At 52.7% G+C, this 16,921-nt stretch carries 14 protein-coding genes; 10 read left to right on the forward strand and 4 right to left on the reverse strand.

Going from position 1 to position 16,921, the window contains the following annotated elements; genetic code table 11:
- The first annotated feature begins 4 nt into the window (after positions 1-4).
- Positions 5-403 (forward strand): GNAT family N-acetyltransferase, encoded by a 399-nt coding sequence (locus MKX42_RS32965; RefSeq protein ID WP_340757956.1) that lies wholly within the window; start codon positions 5-7, stop codon positions 401-403.
- 1 nt (position 404) lies between these two features.
- Here MKX42_RS32965 and MKX42_RS32970 read toward each other — a convergent pair whose 3' ends face one another.
- On the reverse strand, positions 405-1,673 hold the full coding sequence (locus MKX42_RS32970; protein WP_340757957.1) for a PucR family transcriptional regulator: 1,269 nt from the start codon (positions 1,671-1,673) through the stop codon (positions 405-407).
- Between the two features lie 326 nt (positions 1,674-1,999).
- A complete protein-coding gene (ald, locus tag MKX42_RS32975) occupies positions 2,000-3,133 on the reverse strand; it encodes an alanine dehydrogenase (protein ID WP_340757958.1) in 1,134 nt (377 codons plus the stop codon).
- A 311-nt stretch (positions 3,134-3,444) separates the two neighbouring features.
- Between ald and MKX42_RS32980 the strand changes: the two genes are divergently transcribed.
- From MKX42_RS32980 to MKX42_RS33000, 5 genes are all read left to right on the forward strand, one after another.
- Positions 3,445-4,764 carry an ABC transporter substrate-binding protein gene (locus tag MKX42_RS32980; protein ID WP_340757959.1) on the forward strand — a complete coding sequence of 440 codons (1,320 nt, stop codon included), beginning with the start codon at positions 3,445-3,447 and terminating at the stop codon, positions 4,762-4,764.
- Between the two features lie 630 nt (positions 4,765-5,394).
- Positions 5,395-7,167, forward strand: a complete 1,773-nt coding sequence (locus MKX42_RS32985; RefSeq protein WP_340757960.1) for a sensor histidine kinase — start codon at positions 5,395-5,397, stop codon at positions 7,165-7,167.
- A 27-nt stretch (positions 7,168-7,194) separates the two neighbouring features.
- Positions 7,195-7,986, forward strand: coding sequence for a response regulator (locus MKX42_RS32990; protein WP_340757961.1), 792 nt, complete (start codon positions 7,195-7,197; stop codon positions 7,984-7,986).
- Positions 7,987-8,215: 229 nt separating this feature from the next.
- Positions 8,216-9,097, forward strand: a complete 882-nt coding sequence (locus MKX42_RS32995; protein WP_340757963.1) for a carbohydrate ABC transporter permease — start codon at positions 8,216-8,218, stop codon at positions 9,095-9,097.
- A 12-nt stretch (positions 9,098-9,109) separates the two neighbouring features.
- Entirely contained in the window at positions 9,110-9,937 is an 828-nt protein-coding gene (locus MKX42_RS33000) for a carbohydrate ABC transporter permease (protein WP_340757964.1), read from the forward strand.
- A gap of 189 nt (positions 9,938-10,126) precedes the next feature.
- Here the strand turns inward: MKX42_RS33000 and MKX42_RS33005 are convergent, their stop codons facing one another.
- Positions 10,127-10,858, reverse strand: coding sequence for a class I SAM-dependent methyltransferase (locus MKX42_RS33005; protein ID WP_340757965.1), 732 nt, complete (start codon positions 10,856-10,858; stop codon positions 10,127-10,129).
- 379 nt (positions 10,859-11,237) lie between these two features.
- On the opposite strand from MKX42_RS33005, the gene MKX42_RS33010 reads away from it, so the two are divergent.
- Positions 11,238-12,161: a hypothetical protein gene (locus tag MKX42_RS33010; protein WP_340757966.1), complete on the forward strand. Its 924-nt coding sequence runs from the start codon at positions 11,238-11,240 to the stop codon at positions 12,159-12,161.
- A 130-nt stretch (positions 12,162-12,291) separates the two neighbouring features.
- Here MKX42_RS33010 and MKX42_RS33015 read toward each other — a convergent pair whose 3' ends face one another.
- The gene (locus MKX42_RS33015; protein ID WP_340757967.1) at positions 12,292-13,521 is read right to left on the reverse strand and encodes a Zn-dependent hydrolase; all 1,230 of its coding nucleotides are present in this window, start codon (positions 13,519-13,521) and stop codon (positions 12,292-12,294) included.
- A gap of 195 nt (positions 13,522-13,716) precedes the next feature.
- Between MKX42_RS33015 and MKX42_RS33020 the strand changes: the two genes are divergently transcribed.
- From MKX42_RS33020 to MKX42_RS33030, 3 genes are all read left to right on the forward strand, one after another.
- Positions 13,717-14,592, forward strand: a complete 876-nt coding sequence (locus MKX42_RS33020; RefSeq protein WP_340757968.1) for an aldose 1-epimerase family protein — start codon at positions 13,717-13,719, stop codon at positions 14,590-14,592.
- Positions 14,593-14,803: 211 nt separating this feature from the next.
- Entirely contained in the window at positions 14,804-15,793 is a 990-nt protein-coding gene (locus MKX42_RS33025) for a glycosyltransferase (protein WP_340757969.1), read from the forward strand.
- On the forward strand, positions 15,790-16,896 hold the full coding sequence (locus MKX42_RS33030) for a polysaccharide pyruvyl transferase family protein (protein ID WP_340757970.1): 1,107 nt from the start codon (positions 15,790-15,792) through the stop codon (positions 16,894-16,896). The genes MKX42_RS33025 and MKX42_RS33030 overlap by 4 nt, the downstream gene beginning before the upstream one ends.
- Positions 16,897-16,921 lie beyond the last annotated feature (25 nt).

A 16,921-nucleotide genomic window follows, 5' to 3' on the forward strand; every position in this document is an offset into this window, starting at 1 on the left:
CATTATGGCATTAGAATTCAAGGTCAATGAACAGCTGCTGCCTGAACAAATGGCCGAGGTGTTTAGATTATCGGGGCTTAAGCGGCCTTATAACGATTTAGACCGTATGGAGAAAATGATTGATCAGGCCGATATCATCATTAGCTGCTGGGACGGTGAGCGTGTAGTAGGCTTAGCACGGGCCATCACCGACTATTGCTACTGCTGTTATCTGTCGGATCTGGCCGTCATTAAGGAGTATCAGAAGCAGAATATAGGCAAAGACCTGGTGCAGCTGCTTCAGGAGACATTAGGAGATCAGGTGTCCATCGTGCTGCTGTCTTCCGAGGAAGCTCTATCGTTCTATCCTCAGATCGGTTTTGAACAGGCTAATAATGCGTTTCGGATCGCCCGGAAGCATTAAGCTACACTCCTGACCTGGAAGCCTCCTGGAACCATAGATTCACCTGCGCGGTCTCCTCGGTCAGAAGATCCAGGTAGATGGAGGTACGGTAGTCGGTCTCCTTGAGGCTCCTGCCTGTAATCTCGGTGATCCGGTTCAGGCGGTACATTAAGGTATTGGTATGAATATGCAGAAAAGCGGCCGATTCCTTCAGGTTCCCGTCCAGCGACAGATATACGGCTAGGGTCTTCAGGAGATCGCTCTTATGCTCACGGTCATGCTCCTTCAGCGGATAGAGAAGCAGGCTCCGGCGGGTCCGGGTCCGTTTCTGTTCCAGAATAGCCGGAAGGTACGCCCAGAACCCGATCTCTTCATAGAGCAGGAGCTCACGCGTATGATAAGGCAGCAGCTTCTTCATCTCCAGAATCTGTAGCGCTTCGCGGTATGCTTCAGCAGCTGAGGTATATTCGCGGTATTCAGCACTGCAGCCTGCTGTAAGCTTGCCGCCTTCGCTCTGGCCCAGCTCCACTAGCAGCTTGTGCAGGAACGAAGACAGACGCCCGGTCCCTTCCACCGGAAACATAAAGGAGAAAAGAATAATCAGCCGGTTCTGCTCGGCAGTCTGGAACAGCAGCCGCTGCCCGCTATAGGTGTCCATCACCCGGCGGAAGCTCTGCAGGAAATGCTCATCCACCGGCCCGTTGCTCTCAAGTACTCCGATGTAATAGCTCTCCGGCAGCAGGAGCGATCCGGCCTCTGCCTCCTGGCGGATATGGGTTTCGCTCTCATAATGCGAGGTCAGCAGCTTCCAGAAGAAGTCCTCCAGGGCCTTCTCCTGCTTCGTCTTCCAGCCGCGCTGCTTCAGCAGATAACGTCCGGCAATCCCGGCAGCCTTCTCCACGATACGCTCCGCATGACCTTCGGCAAGATTCCCACCGTCCACTACCCAGATATAGCCCAGAATCTCCTGCTGGTGCTTGATGCACATGGCCAGCCGCGGGCCCAGCCCGACCTCCATTACCGCAGGGATGCGAATCGGATGCGTGCTGCTCTCCAGCTCATGCATAACTCCCTTTTTGCGCAGGCCGATAATGACCGTGCTGGGCACCTTTTTGCCAATGATGGTCGATATCCGCGCCGGATCACTCTCCGTCTGATGGGAGCTGTACCCGATCACATGATGGTTGCTGTCCTCAATCGTAACCTGGGAATGGAGCGATTCGCTGAGCGTATCCGCCAGGGATTCCATACTGTCAAAAAAACGGTCAAATGACGGCTCTGATTGTGCCAATGTTCCCACCTCAACCTGAAGAATAGCAGAATAAGTGATTACATTATAGTACGCTGCCTGGCGGTTGCCTATAGGAATAAAACAAATTTCAGTAGAAAACCTGACATATCATGAAGAATTTGCGTCAAAAGCAAACTGGTGCGGTGCAAAACCTCACATGAATGAAGTACACGGCATATCTGCCTTCGCACCCTCGACATGCCCATTATGATCGGTTTTTCGATTACCTCCGGCCCGCACACCACAAAAAAAGCCCGATGATCACTCACCGGACTCCATCTCTGTCTATTGCGATACCCCTCTAGCCGACGTTTTATCTCTACAAATTAGATCAGCGTGAACTCCTGCTCTACAGCAGCCTCGACCGTGAAGTACTCTTCCCCAAGCGCTTCGGCTACGGCCTGGCAGGTGATTTTGCCGTTGGCTACGTTGACGCCGCTCTTCAGACCAGCATTGTCTTCGATGGCCTGGAATACGCCTTTGTTGGCAATTTGCAGAGCATATGGAACGGTGACATTGGTTAGGGCGATGGTCGAGGTTTTGGCGACTGCCCCCGGCATGTTGGCGACCGAATAGTGCAGGACTCCATGCTTCTCGAAGACAGGGTTATCGTGCGTGGTCACCCGGTCAATCGTCTCCACAATTCCGCCCTGGTCAATCGCCACATCAACAATGACCGAGCCCGGCTTCATCGTCTGCACCATTGCTTCCGTTACCAGTTTAGGCGCCTTCGCGCCTGGAATCAACACTGCCCCTACCAGGAGATCCGCTTCAGCAACAGCCTTAGCAATGTTGTACGGGTTAGAGATCAGGGTGCTGATCTGGGCCCCGAAGATGTCGTCGAGCTGGCGGAGCCGGTCTGCGCTCAGGTCGATAATGGTCACCTCGGCACCAAGTCCGATGGCCATCTTGGCTGCGTTCGTGCCGACCACACCGCCGCCAATAATGCTGACCTTGCCGCGGCTTACGCCGGGAACACCGGAGAGCAGGATACCCTGTCCGCCGTAGTTTTTTTGCAGGAATTGCGCACCGAGCTGTACAGCCATACGTCCGGCTACCTCGCTCATCGGGGTGAGCAGCGGCAAGGTACGTCCATCCACTACGGTCTCATAGCCGATGGCGAATACGCCTTTATCCTTCAGGGCAGCAGCAAGAGCAGGCTCTGGAGCCAGATGCAGATAAGTAAAAAGGATAAGTCCCGGGCGGAAGTAGCCGTATTCACTGCTCAGCGGTTCTTTTACCTTCATTACCATTTCAGCGGCAGCCCACACGGCGGCAGCTTCTGCAACCAGCTCAGCCCCGGCTGCGGCATACTCTTGATCCAGGAATCCGCTGCCTACACCAGCTCCAGCTTCCACCAGCACCTTATGGCCTTCTGCGCTCAGACTCACCACACCCGCAGGGGTAATCGCTACGCGGTTTTCGTTGTTTTTAATTTCTTTCGGTACGCCAATAATCATCTCTCATCGCTCCTGTCAGGTAGGGTTCTCTTATGTGAAGAATCATAACATACGGGTTGCTGCTGCATTTTGGGTAAAAAGAAAAAGATTATCTGCCATGATTGTGTTTTTACACAATGGGCTTGAAACGCCGCACCAGTTGCTCCCGGAATAGAACGTTTCCCTGCACTATTGCCGCCCTAGCCCTAATCCGGGAGATAATATAAAGTTATGTTCCATATTCTCCTGGTTTTTGTTCCTTCTGACGCTTCCGGCCATCTGCTATTCTTGAGTTGCAAGCTTATACAGTACACACAGGGAGGTTGTCGCTTTTGAACAAGAGCCGTGTTATTGCCGGAATCACTTCACTCGTTCTGATCACGGGCCTGGCCGCAGGCTGCGGGAACAGCAGCAATTCAACTTCAATGGACACAGAAAACTCTGCCACAGGTAAGAATACACCGGTAACGCTCAAAATGTGGGGCGGTGTCCCCCCGGAATCCGGTCCGCAGCAGGTCATGGACAACTGGAACAAGGAGCACCCCGATATTCAGGTGGAATATGTACGCTATGTCAATGATGATGACGGCAATCTGAAGCTGGACACGGCGATGATTACCGGCCAGGATGTGGATTTGTTCGTGAACTATACAATCTCCCATGCCGCCAAGCGGGTGGAATCCGGGCTGGCCCTCGACCTAAGCAGCTTCACCGATTACAACATTGAAGAGAAGATGGGCGCAGAGACGGAGAGCTGGAAGATTGACGGCAAGTTCTACGGCGTTCCGACGACCAAAAGCTCATTCTTCGTTGCCCTGAACAAAGACGCCCTGGACAAGGCCGGCCTGCCGGTTCCGAAGGAATGGACCTGGGATGAGCTGCGCGAGTATGCGAAGAAGCTGAAGAACGGCGATTCCTACGGTTTTATTCAAAATATGGAGCCCTTCGTGGACCCTCTTGACTCTGTACTGTCACAGGAAGGCTACACGAAGCCGGACGGCACCTCTAATCTGGATCATCCGCTGGTCAGACAATGGCTGGGGACGCTGAACGGGATGATGCAGGAGGATAAGACTACCCCGCCGCTCGGCGAACAGTTGACCTCCAAAATGCCGGTGGAGCAGGTCTTCCTCAGCGGAGAGGTGCCGATGCTCAATATCGGGGCGTGGCTGCTGCGCAGCTCGAATAACTTCACTGACTTCCCGCGTGATTTCAAAATTGCCTTCGCTCCGGTACCCCGGCTCGCCGAATCTGCCAGTGATTACGTGACCCGCGGGGGCCTCGGCGATTACATCTCCATTAACGCCAAGTCGGGGAAGCAGGAAGCGGCCTGGGAATTCCTGAAATGGTATTCCGATGGCGGCATGGCCCCGATGGCAGAGGGCGGGAGAATCCCGGCCTCCAAGGATGCCAAACAGGAGGATGCGCTCAAGAGCCTCGTCGGCGACAAAAGTGACTCCTACGATCTGGACTCCCTGATGTACGTCATGTTCGACAATAAGACGCCAACCTATGTCCGCAGCCTGCCGCAGGAGGTAATGGACCTGCGCTCACAGGAGTACGAGAAGTATTTCCTCGGCTCCCAGTCGCTTGACCAGACCGTGCAGGCCATGGCAGCCCGGCATAACGAGTATTTGAAGCAGAAGAAGTAGCGGCGAAGGTGAGGACGGAACTGGAAATAGAGAAATATAGCGCATCATACGGGAGGCTTGCCATGGGAATCATGGCGCCTCTCTTTCTTTTGTCTTGCCCTATCAGGAACAGGCTAAGCCTTGAATGAACGCGCAAGCCCCAGCCGTGTTCTTGCGGACTTGGATGCGCTTATTTGGGCAAATCCGGCTATTCTGGAGACTATGCGGACTCAGATGCGCTTAACTACCATTTTCCCCTTCATTTCCGGCTACCTGGAGTGATATAAAGGCCTCTCAGTCCGCCTGCCGGCATAAAGTTGGTCTTTTCGGCAAATAAGAGCACCTGAGTCCGTCGGTCCACAAATATAGGGGGTTAGTATCAGTGGGCACGAGGATTTTGGCCGAGAAATACCCCTGCATACTCCATCGGGTCCTTGACCATGCGGGGCGGATAACTATCCGTCCGCCTTGTCCCGCTGTCAAGCAGCCCAAGTAGAACAAATCTATGCATTTCCTCCCTTCCCCCATGCCTGCTGGAACAAATCCATGCAATTTGAAATATCGCCAATCCGGCGGAGGGAGTATGCTATAATCTAGCATATCAACCGGCCCGAACCGGGCAGGTTCAGTCAGGCTTGGAGGTGCTTCCCTGTGTCACAGCTGCTGCGTGTGCTGATTCCCCAGAAGTTGAAATACCGCCTGTTCGCCGCGTTTGTGTGCCTGATTCTGCTGCCGTTCGGCGCACTGAATGTCTATAATTATCAGCGCATTGAGACGCTGGTCCAGAAGAAAATCAGCCAGCAGAGCCACTATCAGCTGGAGCAGATGTACCGCACGCTGGAGGACCAGATCAGCATCGCCTTCAAAACGCTGCTGTTCCTGAAGCAGGATGACACTGTGAAGTCCGTGCTGCTCCATCCCGGACAGCGTAATGAGCTGGAGAATAAGCGGCTGATGGAGAATATTTTCAAGAATCTGAACAATAGCTTCTTCCTGTATAATCCTTCGGTCTACTTCATGATTCTGGACTTATCTGAAAGCGCATACACCTCATACCCGCCTAAGGATTCACTGGTATACTCCAAACTGCGGGCCAATCCGGGGTTCGACCGGAAGCAGATGGATAACAACTCCTATCACTGGGTACCCAATGATACTAACTACGTGCTGCGCGATGTCTCTACCAGCGCCTATCTTCTGTCCTTATACGCTTATCTGGAGGATGCCCGGAACCAGCCGTATGGCATGGCCCGGATCAGCATTGATTATACGTACTGGCTGCGCTCCATCCACAAGCAGTCCGATCTGGAGCAGCAGTATTTCCTGATCACCCGCTCGGGCGAGGATATCTCGCAGTCGGTTCCGGGCAGCCAATTATCCGGGAAGGTGAAAGCGGGCTTTGCCGGGCAGCCGGGACAGCAGTATTTCATCGACAAAGACTCGAATGCCCTGATTAATTATATCTATGTGGAGTCGCTGGACTGGTATATCGTCAACCGGATTCCGCTGTCTGTGCTGTTCGTGGAGATCGAGGGGCTGAAGCAGCAGTACTTCCTTACGTTCCTGGTGCTGACGAGCATCTTCCTGATGATGACCTTCGTGATTGCTACGACCATTACGCGGCCCTTGTCCCATCTGCAGAACAAGATGAAGGCGGCGGTGCAGAAAAGCCTGAAGATCCGCCTGCCGGAGCACAAATTCAGCGGCGAGATCCTTGAGCTGACCCAGACCTTCAATACAATGCTTGACGACACCCACCTGCTGATCCAGAAGCTGAAGGCGGAGGAGCGCCAGAAGGAGGCGGTACATTTTCAGATGCTGCTGGCCCAGACGAATCCCCACTTCCTGCTGAACACGCTGAATACGATCAAATGGATCGCCATCCGCGAGCATAACGAGGATATTACGAACATGACTCTGTCGCTCGGCAAGCTGCTGGAGGCCAGTCTGAACACCGATAAGGATCTGATCCATCTAAAAGATGAAATCGAGCTGGTTGAGGCCTATGTCCATATTCAGCAGGTCCGGTACGCGCACAAATTCGACTGTACGTTCACGTATGACGAGGACATTCTGTATGCTCTGGTGCCGAAGCTCAGCCTTCAGCCGCTGGTGGAGAACGCCATTATTCACGGAATCAGCAGACTGCCCGGCCACGGCCTCATTGAGCTGAACGTCCGCCGCGAAGAGCACAGGCTGATTGTCGAGATTAGGGATAACGGCGTAGGCATGGAGCAGACCGGCGGCACCAAGGCTCCGCGTAAGCGTCCGGGCATCGGACTGAGTAATATTCAGGAGCGGCTGCGGCTGCTTTTCCGGGAGGAGGGACAGCTTAAGGTTCTCTCATCCAGCGAAGGCGTTACGGTGCGCTTGACGCTGCCGCTGCTAATGTCCACGCCTTACGGCAACGAACATCCGGCTTAAGGCACATAACTACGGGAGGGATTACACATGTGGAAGGTACTGCTGGTGGAGGACGAGGTGTTCGTACGGGAAAGTGTGCGCGAGATTATCGCCTGGGAGGAGCTTGGCTTCACGGTCAGCGGAGAAGCGGGCAACGGGGCAGAAGCGCTGGAGATGATCCGCGGGGATACGCCCGATCTGGTGATTTCGGATATCGTCATGCCGGAGATAGATGGCGTCGAGCTGCTGCGCAGAACCCGTGAGGAAGGATTTGATTCCCGCTTTGTCATGCTGACCTGCATGAATGATTTCGAGAATGTGCGGCTGGCCATGGAATATGGGGCATCCAATTATATTCTGAAGCTGTCGATGAGCGTGAATTCACTCCGGGACACACTGCGCAAGATCAGCGGCGAGCTGGAGAAGAACCGCAAGGTTGAACCGGATAGCCCTCAGGAGTCTAAGGTGTCCCCGCCGGCCCATGAGGAGATTACGAGCCACCCGGAGATTCAGAAGATCCTGCACTATCTGCACGAACACTACGCTGAGGATATTACGGTGAAGTCGATGTCCCAGTATGTCATGATGGCCGAGAATTATGTCAGCACCCTGTTCAAAAAGAAAACCGGCCACACCCTCATCCACTATCTGCACCGTGTACGGGTAGATCAGGCGATCCGGCTCCTGACTGGCTCCGACTTGCCGGTCTATGAGATCGGCAACCGGGTCGGCTTCGTGAGCGACAACTACTTCATCAAGATCTTCAAGCGACTGACCGCGCAGACGCCCAGCCAGTACCGGTACAATTTGCGGGAGAAGCAGGACACACTAAGCCTTTAGCCTGCTTATACAACCGTATAGCCATACCGCTTCAGCGGCGTTCCCTCCGGGAATGCCGCTTTTTTGGCCTGAACACAGATAGAACATAACTCAGATTGAAACGCCTCCCACCGCTTGCGTAATTGTATATTTCTGTGCCATGAAGTGGGTGGTTTTGTTCCTTATCCCCCGGACGGACGCTTGCTATGCTTGTAATGTACTTATTAAGACCTGAAGGAGTGGGGCTATTGTGAAAGCAACCTGGATGCGACGTCAGCAGCTGCTGGGCTATCTGTTTATCGGGCCCAATATGATTGGCGTGATGCTGTTTTTTATCATACCGGCGATGTATTCGTTCTATCTCATGTTTACAGATTACAAGTTTATGAATCCCAATACCAAGTTCATCGGGCTGGCGAATATCCGGCGGATGCTGGGGGATGAAGTTTTCTATATTGCCATCAAGAACACGCTGCTGTTCCTGGTCTCCGTTCCCATATCGATTGGGCTGGCGTTCCTGGTGGCTGTCATTCTGAACCGTTCCGTCTATCTCAAAAAGCTGCTCCGCGCCCTGTACTTCATGCCCTACATTACCAGCGGCGTAGCCGTAGCCTTCGTCTGGATGCTGCTGTTCCACCCGAATAACGGGCCGATTAACGGCATTCTCCGCTCAATGGGCGTCGACAATCCTCCCGGCTGGCTGTCCACGATGGATACGTCCATGTATGCGATTGATATCATCTGGATCTGGTTCATGCTCGGCTATAACATGATTATCTACCTCGCCGCCTTGCAGGAGGTGTCCGGCGAGTTGCTGGAGGCAGCCACTATCGACGGTGCCCGCACCTGGCAGACGATCCGCAGCATTCTGTGGCCGCTGGTGAGTCCCACTACTTTTCTGCTGCTGATTACCGGGCTGATCATGTCGATCAAGCAGTTCGGCATCATCCAGGCGATTACGCAGGGCGGACCAGGGAACAGCACCACTGTATTATCCCTGTTCATCTATCAGAATGCCTTCCGCTATTACGAGATGGGCTATGCGTCAGCGGTCTCCTGGGCCCTGTTCCTGATCATTCTGATTTTCACCGTCATTCAATGGCTGGGCCAGAAACGCTGGGTTCACTACTAAGGAGCTGAGAATATGAATAAAGCCGCCGTTACCAAAATCATCACTACACTAATCATGCTGTTCTTCAGCATCGTCATGATTGTGCCCTTCCTCTGGATGATCAGCACCTCCTTCAAAACCCCATCCGAGGTATTCCGCTATCCGATCCAGTGGATTCCCGACCACTTCAACTGGAGTCATCATATCAAGGTGTGGTCCGGCCAAGGCAGCTTCGTGCCTTACTATCTGAATTCCCTTAAGGTCGCTGTGCTGAGCACCATCGGCGCTGTCGCCCTGTCCGCCTTGGCGGCCTACGGCTTTGCCCGGATTGAGTTCAAGGGACGCAACACGATGTTCCTGGTCTATCTGTCCATGATGATGGTTCCTCCGCAGGTGCTGTTCGTGCCCAAGTTCATCATGTTCGACTGGGCCGGCATCTATAACACCCACTGGGCGCTGATCCTGCCCGGTATGTTCACTATCTTCGGTGTATTCATGATGCGGCAGTTCTTCCTCTCCGTGCCCCATGAAATCTCGGAGGCCGCCTTCATCGACGGTGCCGGCCATTTCCGCATCTTCTCGCAGATTATCCTGCCGATGGCCAAGCCCTCGCTGGCAACCCTGGCGATTATCGACTTCTCCTGGCACTGGAACGATTATGAGAACGCGCTCGTCTTCCTGATCGACCAGGACCTGTTCACCGTTCCGCTCGGGCTGCAGAATTTCATCCTGGAGAACAATGTCGATTACAACGGCATGATGGCCGCCGCCACCGCCGGTATCATTCCGATGATTCTCGTCTTCCTGCTCGGCCAGAAGTACATCATTGAAGGAGTGGCCAGCTCGGCGGTGAAGGGATGACAACTGATTGTATTTCGTGCAATAGAAAACGTATAGCTGATCGTAAAATGATGTTCTATTGTATTTCATACAGTGGAATGTTGAGTTTTGGGTGAAAAATGGCCTTTTTTCAACATTCAACTGTACGGAATACAATAGATCCTATTTTGAAGCCTTTTTTACAGTATTCTATTGTACAAAGTGCAGTTGCTATCGTTCTAGCGCCTTCACCGCTACCCAGCTGTCAATCAGATAAGCGCCGAAGAACCGGGATATGGCCGTGAAGCCGGCCTCCTCCAGCAGCTTCTCCATCTCTGCGGCAGGAAGCGGATGGGAGATGACTCCGAACGATTGCTCGAAGGTCTGCCACTGTTCCTCTGCGATCCCGTTCCCCAGCATATGCAGCCGCCAGCCTGCCATCTGAAGCTCCCATGCAGGAGTACCCGGCACCCCGCAGATGGCGGACAGGCACAGCGGCGCGCCTGGCCGAAGCCGCGCGGCAATGCTGCGAAGGAGCGCCAGCTTACTCTCCCTCCCCTGCACGAAATGAAGCACCAGCATACAGGTTGCGGCATCGTATGCTCTAGTACAGCTCCAGGTACTAATCTCCGTATGATGCAGCCGCACTCTATCCAGCAGACCCGGTTGACCCGCAGCCTCCAGCCGCTGCTTGGCAGCCTGAAGCATACTCTGCGAGGTGTCCAGGCCGCTGAACCTCCAGGCCGGATGGCTTAGGCCCAGCTTCAGAATCTCCTGGCCCCCGCCTGCTCCAACGATCAGTAGCCTGGGCTTCTCCTGATTGTCCAGCCGCGCTGTTAGCAGCGTATCCATCAGGTCATATTGCAGCGTGTATCCGGGGATTTTGCGGCTGATATTCTGTACGTACTGATCTCCGTCTGCCTGCTCCCATGGGTTGGCTGCATTGGATATATGGTTCTTCATTTCATCCCCTCCGGTGTGGTCATCGGTATAATGACCGTAACGGCACAGTCATCCCCAATAACGAATAAGGTTCATTATTAGGGATATCGTCCGGAACCGCCATCCCACATAGCTGGGATCTATAGAACGGGCCGCTCATACTAATCCCCCGAAAGCCCCCGCCTTTAAAAAGCACAATAATCCGAACCTGCTTTGTTCCTACACCATTCGCGGCGGCACGCATCAGAGATACTGTGACGGCTCCACCAGGGCATGGGCTGATTACAGTGAAGGATATTCTCTACTAAACAGAAAACTAGTCAGTGATCGACAACTTCCGATGAAAAAAATGTATAATAATACCATATAAAGTTTTGTAACAATACGGGAGGTAAATATTTTGAAAAAAATATCACTTGATGAGTTTTTGAGATTAAGAAAACTGATTCACCGTAATGCTAGACCACTTGACTTTACAAAATGGAAGTATTTATTTGAAAACGGGAGCTGCGAGGAATTCCTTTCGGTTCTGTCCAGTTATCAAAATGAGGATGGCGGTTTTGGTTACAACATCGAGTGTAACAATTGGAATCCTAATTCTTCTCCCTATACAATATGTATAGCGTTGGATTATCTGGACACGGCAGATGATTCTATTAGCAGTATAAAAGATACAATTATTAGGGGTATCCTCAAATACCTTGATTCCGGTACATATTTGTTGGATGACGGCTGGGTGGGGATGCAAGGAATCCCCAGCAACAATGATTTCGCACATTTGCCATGGTTTCATTTCGACCCGAAGAAAGCCACGGAAGCTGATATTGGAGTAACAAAGAGACTTTCAGACTTTATACTCAAATATGCAGACGAAAACAGTGATATCTACCACAAAGCAGTGGCTTTAAAGGACAAGTATAAGCTCTGTGGTCAAATCCTACTCAATGGCGTCCCCGATTATGACCCGTTATCGTTGGAAATGAAATCTTTTGACCCTGCAACATGGCATTTTTGGTTGCCATTGCCAGTGTATTTTATTGGTTCACCAAAAAGCAGGTATTATCCAGAATTTAAACATGTTGTAGATATAAATCTGGATACGATTATAGACACACTGCATAATACAAATGAGATTCGAATAGCACCTGAGGAAGAATTAAACACATATGAACAGAATAACCCGCATCCGGACGGCAAACGATGGTGTGTCACTGAACAAGCCATCGGAAATTATTATTGGGGTACTCATAATATCACCTCCAATTTGGATATTTTGAGGAAGTTTGATAGATTGGATTTCAATTTACCTATTCACGCAAAATGAGCATAATAAAAAGTTAGCTTGGTTCGTAATCTTTATAAATTGCGAATTTAAAAGGAGGGAAAATTGCATCCCTCCTTTTAGCATATCCATATACCAATATTACTATCTAACTAAGCTTAGTACCCGCCGCTCAGTCGCGGGACAGCACCGACAGCACCGTCTCCAGCACCACATTCACGCCCATCTCACAATCCTCGTAGGAGGTGAGCTCTTCCTCGCAATGGCTTTTCCCGTTCACACTTGGGACGAAAATCATCGCCGACGGCAGGAACCCGGCCACGAACTGGGCATCATGCCCCGCGCCGCTCGCCAGCTTCCGGCTGCTGTAACCTAGCTTCTGCGCGGCCTGCTCCACCAGCGCACAGATCCCCGGATTAAACCATACCGTGTCGCGGCCCCACAGCTTCGTCTTCGACACGCTGCAATCCAGCAGCTCCTCCGGCAGGCCGTGAATGACTGCCTCGACCTCCCGAACCACATCCATATCCTTATGTCTCGCTTCCACGGTGAAGATCACCTTGTTCGGAATGACCGTATGGATATTCGGCAGCACATTCATCCGCCCCATCGTGTAAACCAGCTCAGGGTCCAGCACCGCCAGCTTGCGGCGCAGCTCCGTAATAATATCCGCAGCGGCAAATAGCGCATCCCGGCGCATATCCATCGGCGTAGTCCCGGCATGATCCGACTCCCCGGTCACTTCAATCTCATAGCAGGCCATGCCCACAACACAGTCAACCAGACCGATCTTAACGTTCTCCTTCTCCAGCACAGGGCCTTGCTCAATATGCAGCTCCAGATAAGCGGCCGCTTCGCTGATCCGGTTCTCAACCTCCCCGGCGTAACCGCTGGCCTCCAGCGCCTCGCCGAAGCTGATCCCCTCCGCATCCTTCTTCTCCAGCATAGCCGTCTTATTGAACCTGCCGGACAAGACGCCTGAGGCCATCATGGACGGCTCGAAGCGGGCACCTTCCTCATTGGTGAAGTTCATCACCGTGACAGGCAACCGGGGCCGAATCCCTTGATCCACCAAGGTTCTCACCACCTCAAGGCCGGCAATCACCCCGAGCACACCGTCGAATCTGCCACCCTTCTTCACGGTATCCAGATGTGAGCCTATCACTATCGGCGGCCTCTCTTCACTGCCAGCCAGAGTGGCATACATATTGCCCATATCATCCACCTTTACGGTCATGCCCAGCTCTTCACAGCAGGCGGTGAAATAGCCGCGCACCCGCACATCCTGCTCCGACAGCGATAACCGGGTAACTCCGTTATGGTCTGTCCGCCCGAAATCGGCAAAGGCCTCAATCGTATTCTTCAGCCGCTCACCGTTCACCAATAGTTGCTTAACCTGCACCGGCTTATTCCCCCGTTTCCGCTGATATGGAATGATTGCTATCCTTATATGTTAACGAATTCCACCTGTTTGTCATTGTACATACTGTAAAAATTATAGGCTGGAGAATTTCCGTTATTTGCTGGCACCTGCGGGGAAGTCTGTTAGAATATGAGACATCAGGATTACATATTGCAGGGCGAGAGGGGTAAAAGCATGAACACTATTTTGCGCAGCGGCCTGGCCGTGGCCGAGATCAGTTCACTCGGTGCTGAGCTGGTCAGCTTCAAAAGAACGGATACAGATACTGAATATATGTGGAACGGAGATGCCGCCTATTGGACAGGCCGTTCCCCGGTGCTGTTCCCAATGATCGGGGGAGCCGCAGGCGAAGCGGTCCGGGTAGACGGGCAGACGTATCCGCTGGCCCGGCACGGCTTCGCCAGACGCAGCGAATTCACGCTGGTGGAGTCCAGTGAGACACGGGCGGTCTTCCGCCTCTCCCACAGCGAAGATACGCTGGCCAGCTACCCGTATCCGTTCCATCTATCTCTGACCTATACTCTGAACGGCAGCACACTGGACATCGGCTACCGGGTGGAGAATCCCGGAGAAGGGGAGATGTTCTTCCAGCTTGGCACCCATCCGGCGTTCAACTGCCCGATTGGAGGAGAAGGCCGCTTCACCGACTACTATCTTGAGTTCGAACAGCCGGAGCGCCTGGAGCGCTTATTCCTGAATGAGAATGGCCTGATCACTCCGGGCCAGAGCGAGACTATGCTCGGCGGGGACAACAAGCTGCCGCTGAACCACGACATGTTCGCGCATGACGCCTTGGTCTTCCGCAATGTCCAGTCCAAATCGGTTGCCCTGAAAAGCAGACAGTCGGACCGGAGCGTAACAGTCGCCTTCACGGGCTTCCCCGATCTCGGCATCTGGCAGCCGAAGAATGCGCCGTTCGTGTGTATCGAGCCTTGGCATGGCGTGGCCGATCTCGAAGGCTTCACCGGCGATTTCCGGGAAAAGCAGAACGCCATCTCCCTGCCGCCGGACGGCCAGTTTACCAGCGCGCTGACGATTACATTTAACTAAATTTAAGCAGGCGAAAGGCCACAGTCACCCCATGGTGCTGCGGTCTTTTTGCTGCGGAACAGCGGCTTCCCGTCTGGCAGTCCACGCCCCTCCTCAAGCGATAAGTACACTTTAGTAGTATATACAACCTTTTGACGCGGATAGTAAGATATTCACAAATCAAGTGACGCGTAGACCCGAATCAGAACCGGGAAAGGAAGTGACTGCTCGAGTGAAGCCAGAGATAAGTATTATTGTGCCTATCTACAACGTGGAATTGTACCTGAGGAAGTGTGTGGATTCGATATTGGCGCAGACCTTCCGCAGCTTTGAATTGATTCTGGTCAATGACGGATCACCCGATAAGTGCGGCGAGATATGCGAGTATTACAAGGAACTGGACCCCCGTGTCGTCGTCATTCACAAGCAGAACGGCGGATTGTCCGATGCCCGCAACTATGGAATTGATGTGGCAGAGGGCCGGTATATCGGGTTCGTCGACAGCGATGACTGGATTGAACCGGACATGTACGAAGCCCTGCACGGACTCATCACCGCCCACAATGCAGATATCGCTGTATGCGGCCATTGCGAGGTACAGGATGATGTCAAGCTGGAAAAATCCTTCACGCACCAGGTGCGTGTATACGATAATGCGCAAGCCGTTGACAAGCTGCTTGAGGATACCGAGATCCAGAACCTTGCCTGGGATAAGCTGTATAAGGCCGAGCTGTTCAGCCAGGTAAGATATCCGGTCGGCCGGTATTTCGAGGACATTTTTACCACCTATAAATTATTCCTCCAGGCGAACAAGACCGTCTCGCTGGACTCACCCAAATACCTGTATCTGAAGCGAAGCGACAGCATCACCGGAGCGATGAACAACCGGAAATATTACGACCGCTTCCGTGCGGCACTGGAGATCTACGAGACGATTCAGGATAAAAACTATCCGCTCGCCAAAGAAATCTCGTTATCCCGGACCGTAACCGAAGGCATTGAGCTGTGCAACTTCCAGCTGATTACCGGCGAGACTGCAGTGAACAAGGAATATCTGGCCGAGCTGGGCGGGTTCCTGAGCAAGCATACCTCCGCGATCCTGCGCAACCGCATCATCCGCCGGGAGATGAAGACCGCAGCCCTGCTTATTCTGACCAGCTCCACAGTATACAAAATGCTGTATTATTCCAAACTCCGTTTGAAGGGAAGTAATATGATATGAGCCAAGCCCTTGAGAAGATCCTTCCGCTGTCTTTCCGCAATTATGTAAGCAATATTCCCGTCTATCAATATTATAAGGGCTATCTGAGCTACCGGAATGCATATAAAGACAAGACGAAAGCCATTTACGTCGTCGGCTCCCCCGAGCATGACAATCTGGGCGATCACGCCATCACTTATGCGCAGATGAATTTTTTGCGGAAAGCTTTTCCCGACTATACCCTGATTGAGATTGTCGCCAACCGGCTGATGCATAACATGAAGTGCCTGGAGGAATTCTGTTCCCCGGAGGATATCTTCGTGCTTCAGGGCGGGGGCAACTTCGGAATCGAGTATTTCCGCGAGGAAGAGGTGCGCCGCAAGATTATCTCTGAATTCCCAAATAACAAAATCATCGTCTTCCCGCAGACCATCTACTTCGGTGATACCGAGCTGGGGCGCGCGGAGTTCAAGAAAACACAGGACCTCTACGGTTCCCATAAGGACCTCACTCTGGTCGCCAGAGAAGCAACGTCGTACGAAATTATGAAAGCAGGTTTCAGAAACAACGCAGTGCTGTTAACGCCGGACATTGTCATGTCCCTGGATATCACTGACCCTCCCAAGGAGCGTCACGGTGCCCTTCTGTGTATTAGAGCCGATAAGGAAAGTATTTTCAGCGAGCAGGATAAAAAGGTCATTCAGGAGTACACCTCCAAGCACTACAGCACCACTACCTTCACGGATACCTGCATCCTCCGCCCTGTCTCGCTGGAAGACCGGGATCACGAGCTGAACACCTTATGGAACCAGTTCAAGGAGGCCGAGGTTGTGATTACGGACCGCCTGCACGGGATGATTTTTGCAGCGATTACGTCCACGCCTTGTATTGCGCTGGGGAATTACAATTATAAGGTCGTAGGCAGCTACGAATGGATCAAGCATCTGGGCTATGTGAAATTCACGAACGATGTGAAGCACATCCCGGCATTGCTGGAAGAACTGAAGACGATCCAGCGTCCCCGGTACAATAATGAATTCTCGTTCCAGCACTACAGCCAGATCATTGAATCCATGGCAAGCAGCAGCGCTAGAGAACCTGCTTCGTCTATCGTTACCGCTTAAGATAAGCACAAGACACTCTCTGTAG

This window comes from Paenibacillus sp. FSL R7-0204, assembly GCF_038002225.1.
Classification (GTDB): domain Bacteria; phylum Bacillota; class Bacilli; order Paenibacillales; family Paenibacillaceae; genus Paenibacillus_AQ.

Bases quoted from the DNA above. Each gene is read 5' to 3' on its own strand.
- MKX42_RS32965 (WP_340757956.1), top strand. From the start codon at position 5: ATGGCATTAGAATTCAAGGTCAATGAACAGCTGCTGCCTGAACAAATG.
- ald (WP_340757958.1), bottom strand. From the start codon at position 3,133: ATGATTATTGGCGTACCGAAAGAAATTAAAAACAACGAAAACCGCGTA.
- MKX42_RS32990 (WP_340757961.1), top strand. From the start codon at position 7,195: ATGTGGAAGGTACTGCTGGTGGAGGACGAGGTGTTCGTACGGGAAAGT.
- MKX42_RS33000 (WP_340757964.1), top strand. From the start codon at position 9,110: ATGAATAAAGCCGCCGTTACCAAAATCATCACTACACTAATCATGCTG.
- MKX42_RS33005 (WP_340757965.1), bottom strand. From the start codon at position 10,858: ATGAAGAACCATATATCCAATGCAGCCAACCCATGGGAGCAGGCAGAC.
- MKX42_RS33020 (WP_340757968.1), top strand. From the start codon at position 13,717: ATGAACACTATTTTGCGCAGCGGCCTGGCCGTGGCCGAGATCAGTTCA.
- MKX42_RS33030 (WP_340757970.1), top strand. From the start codon at position 15,790: ATGAGCCAAGCCCTTGAGAAGATCCTTCCGCTGTCTTTCCGCAATTAT.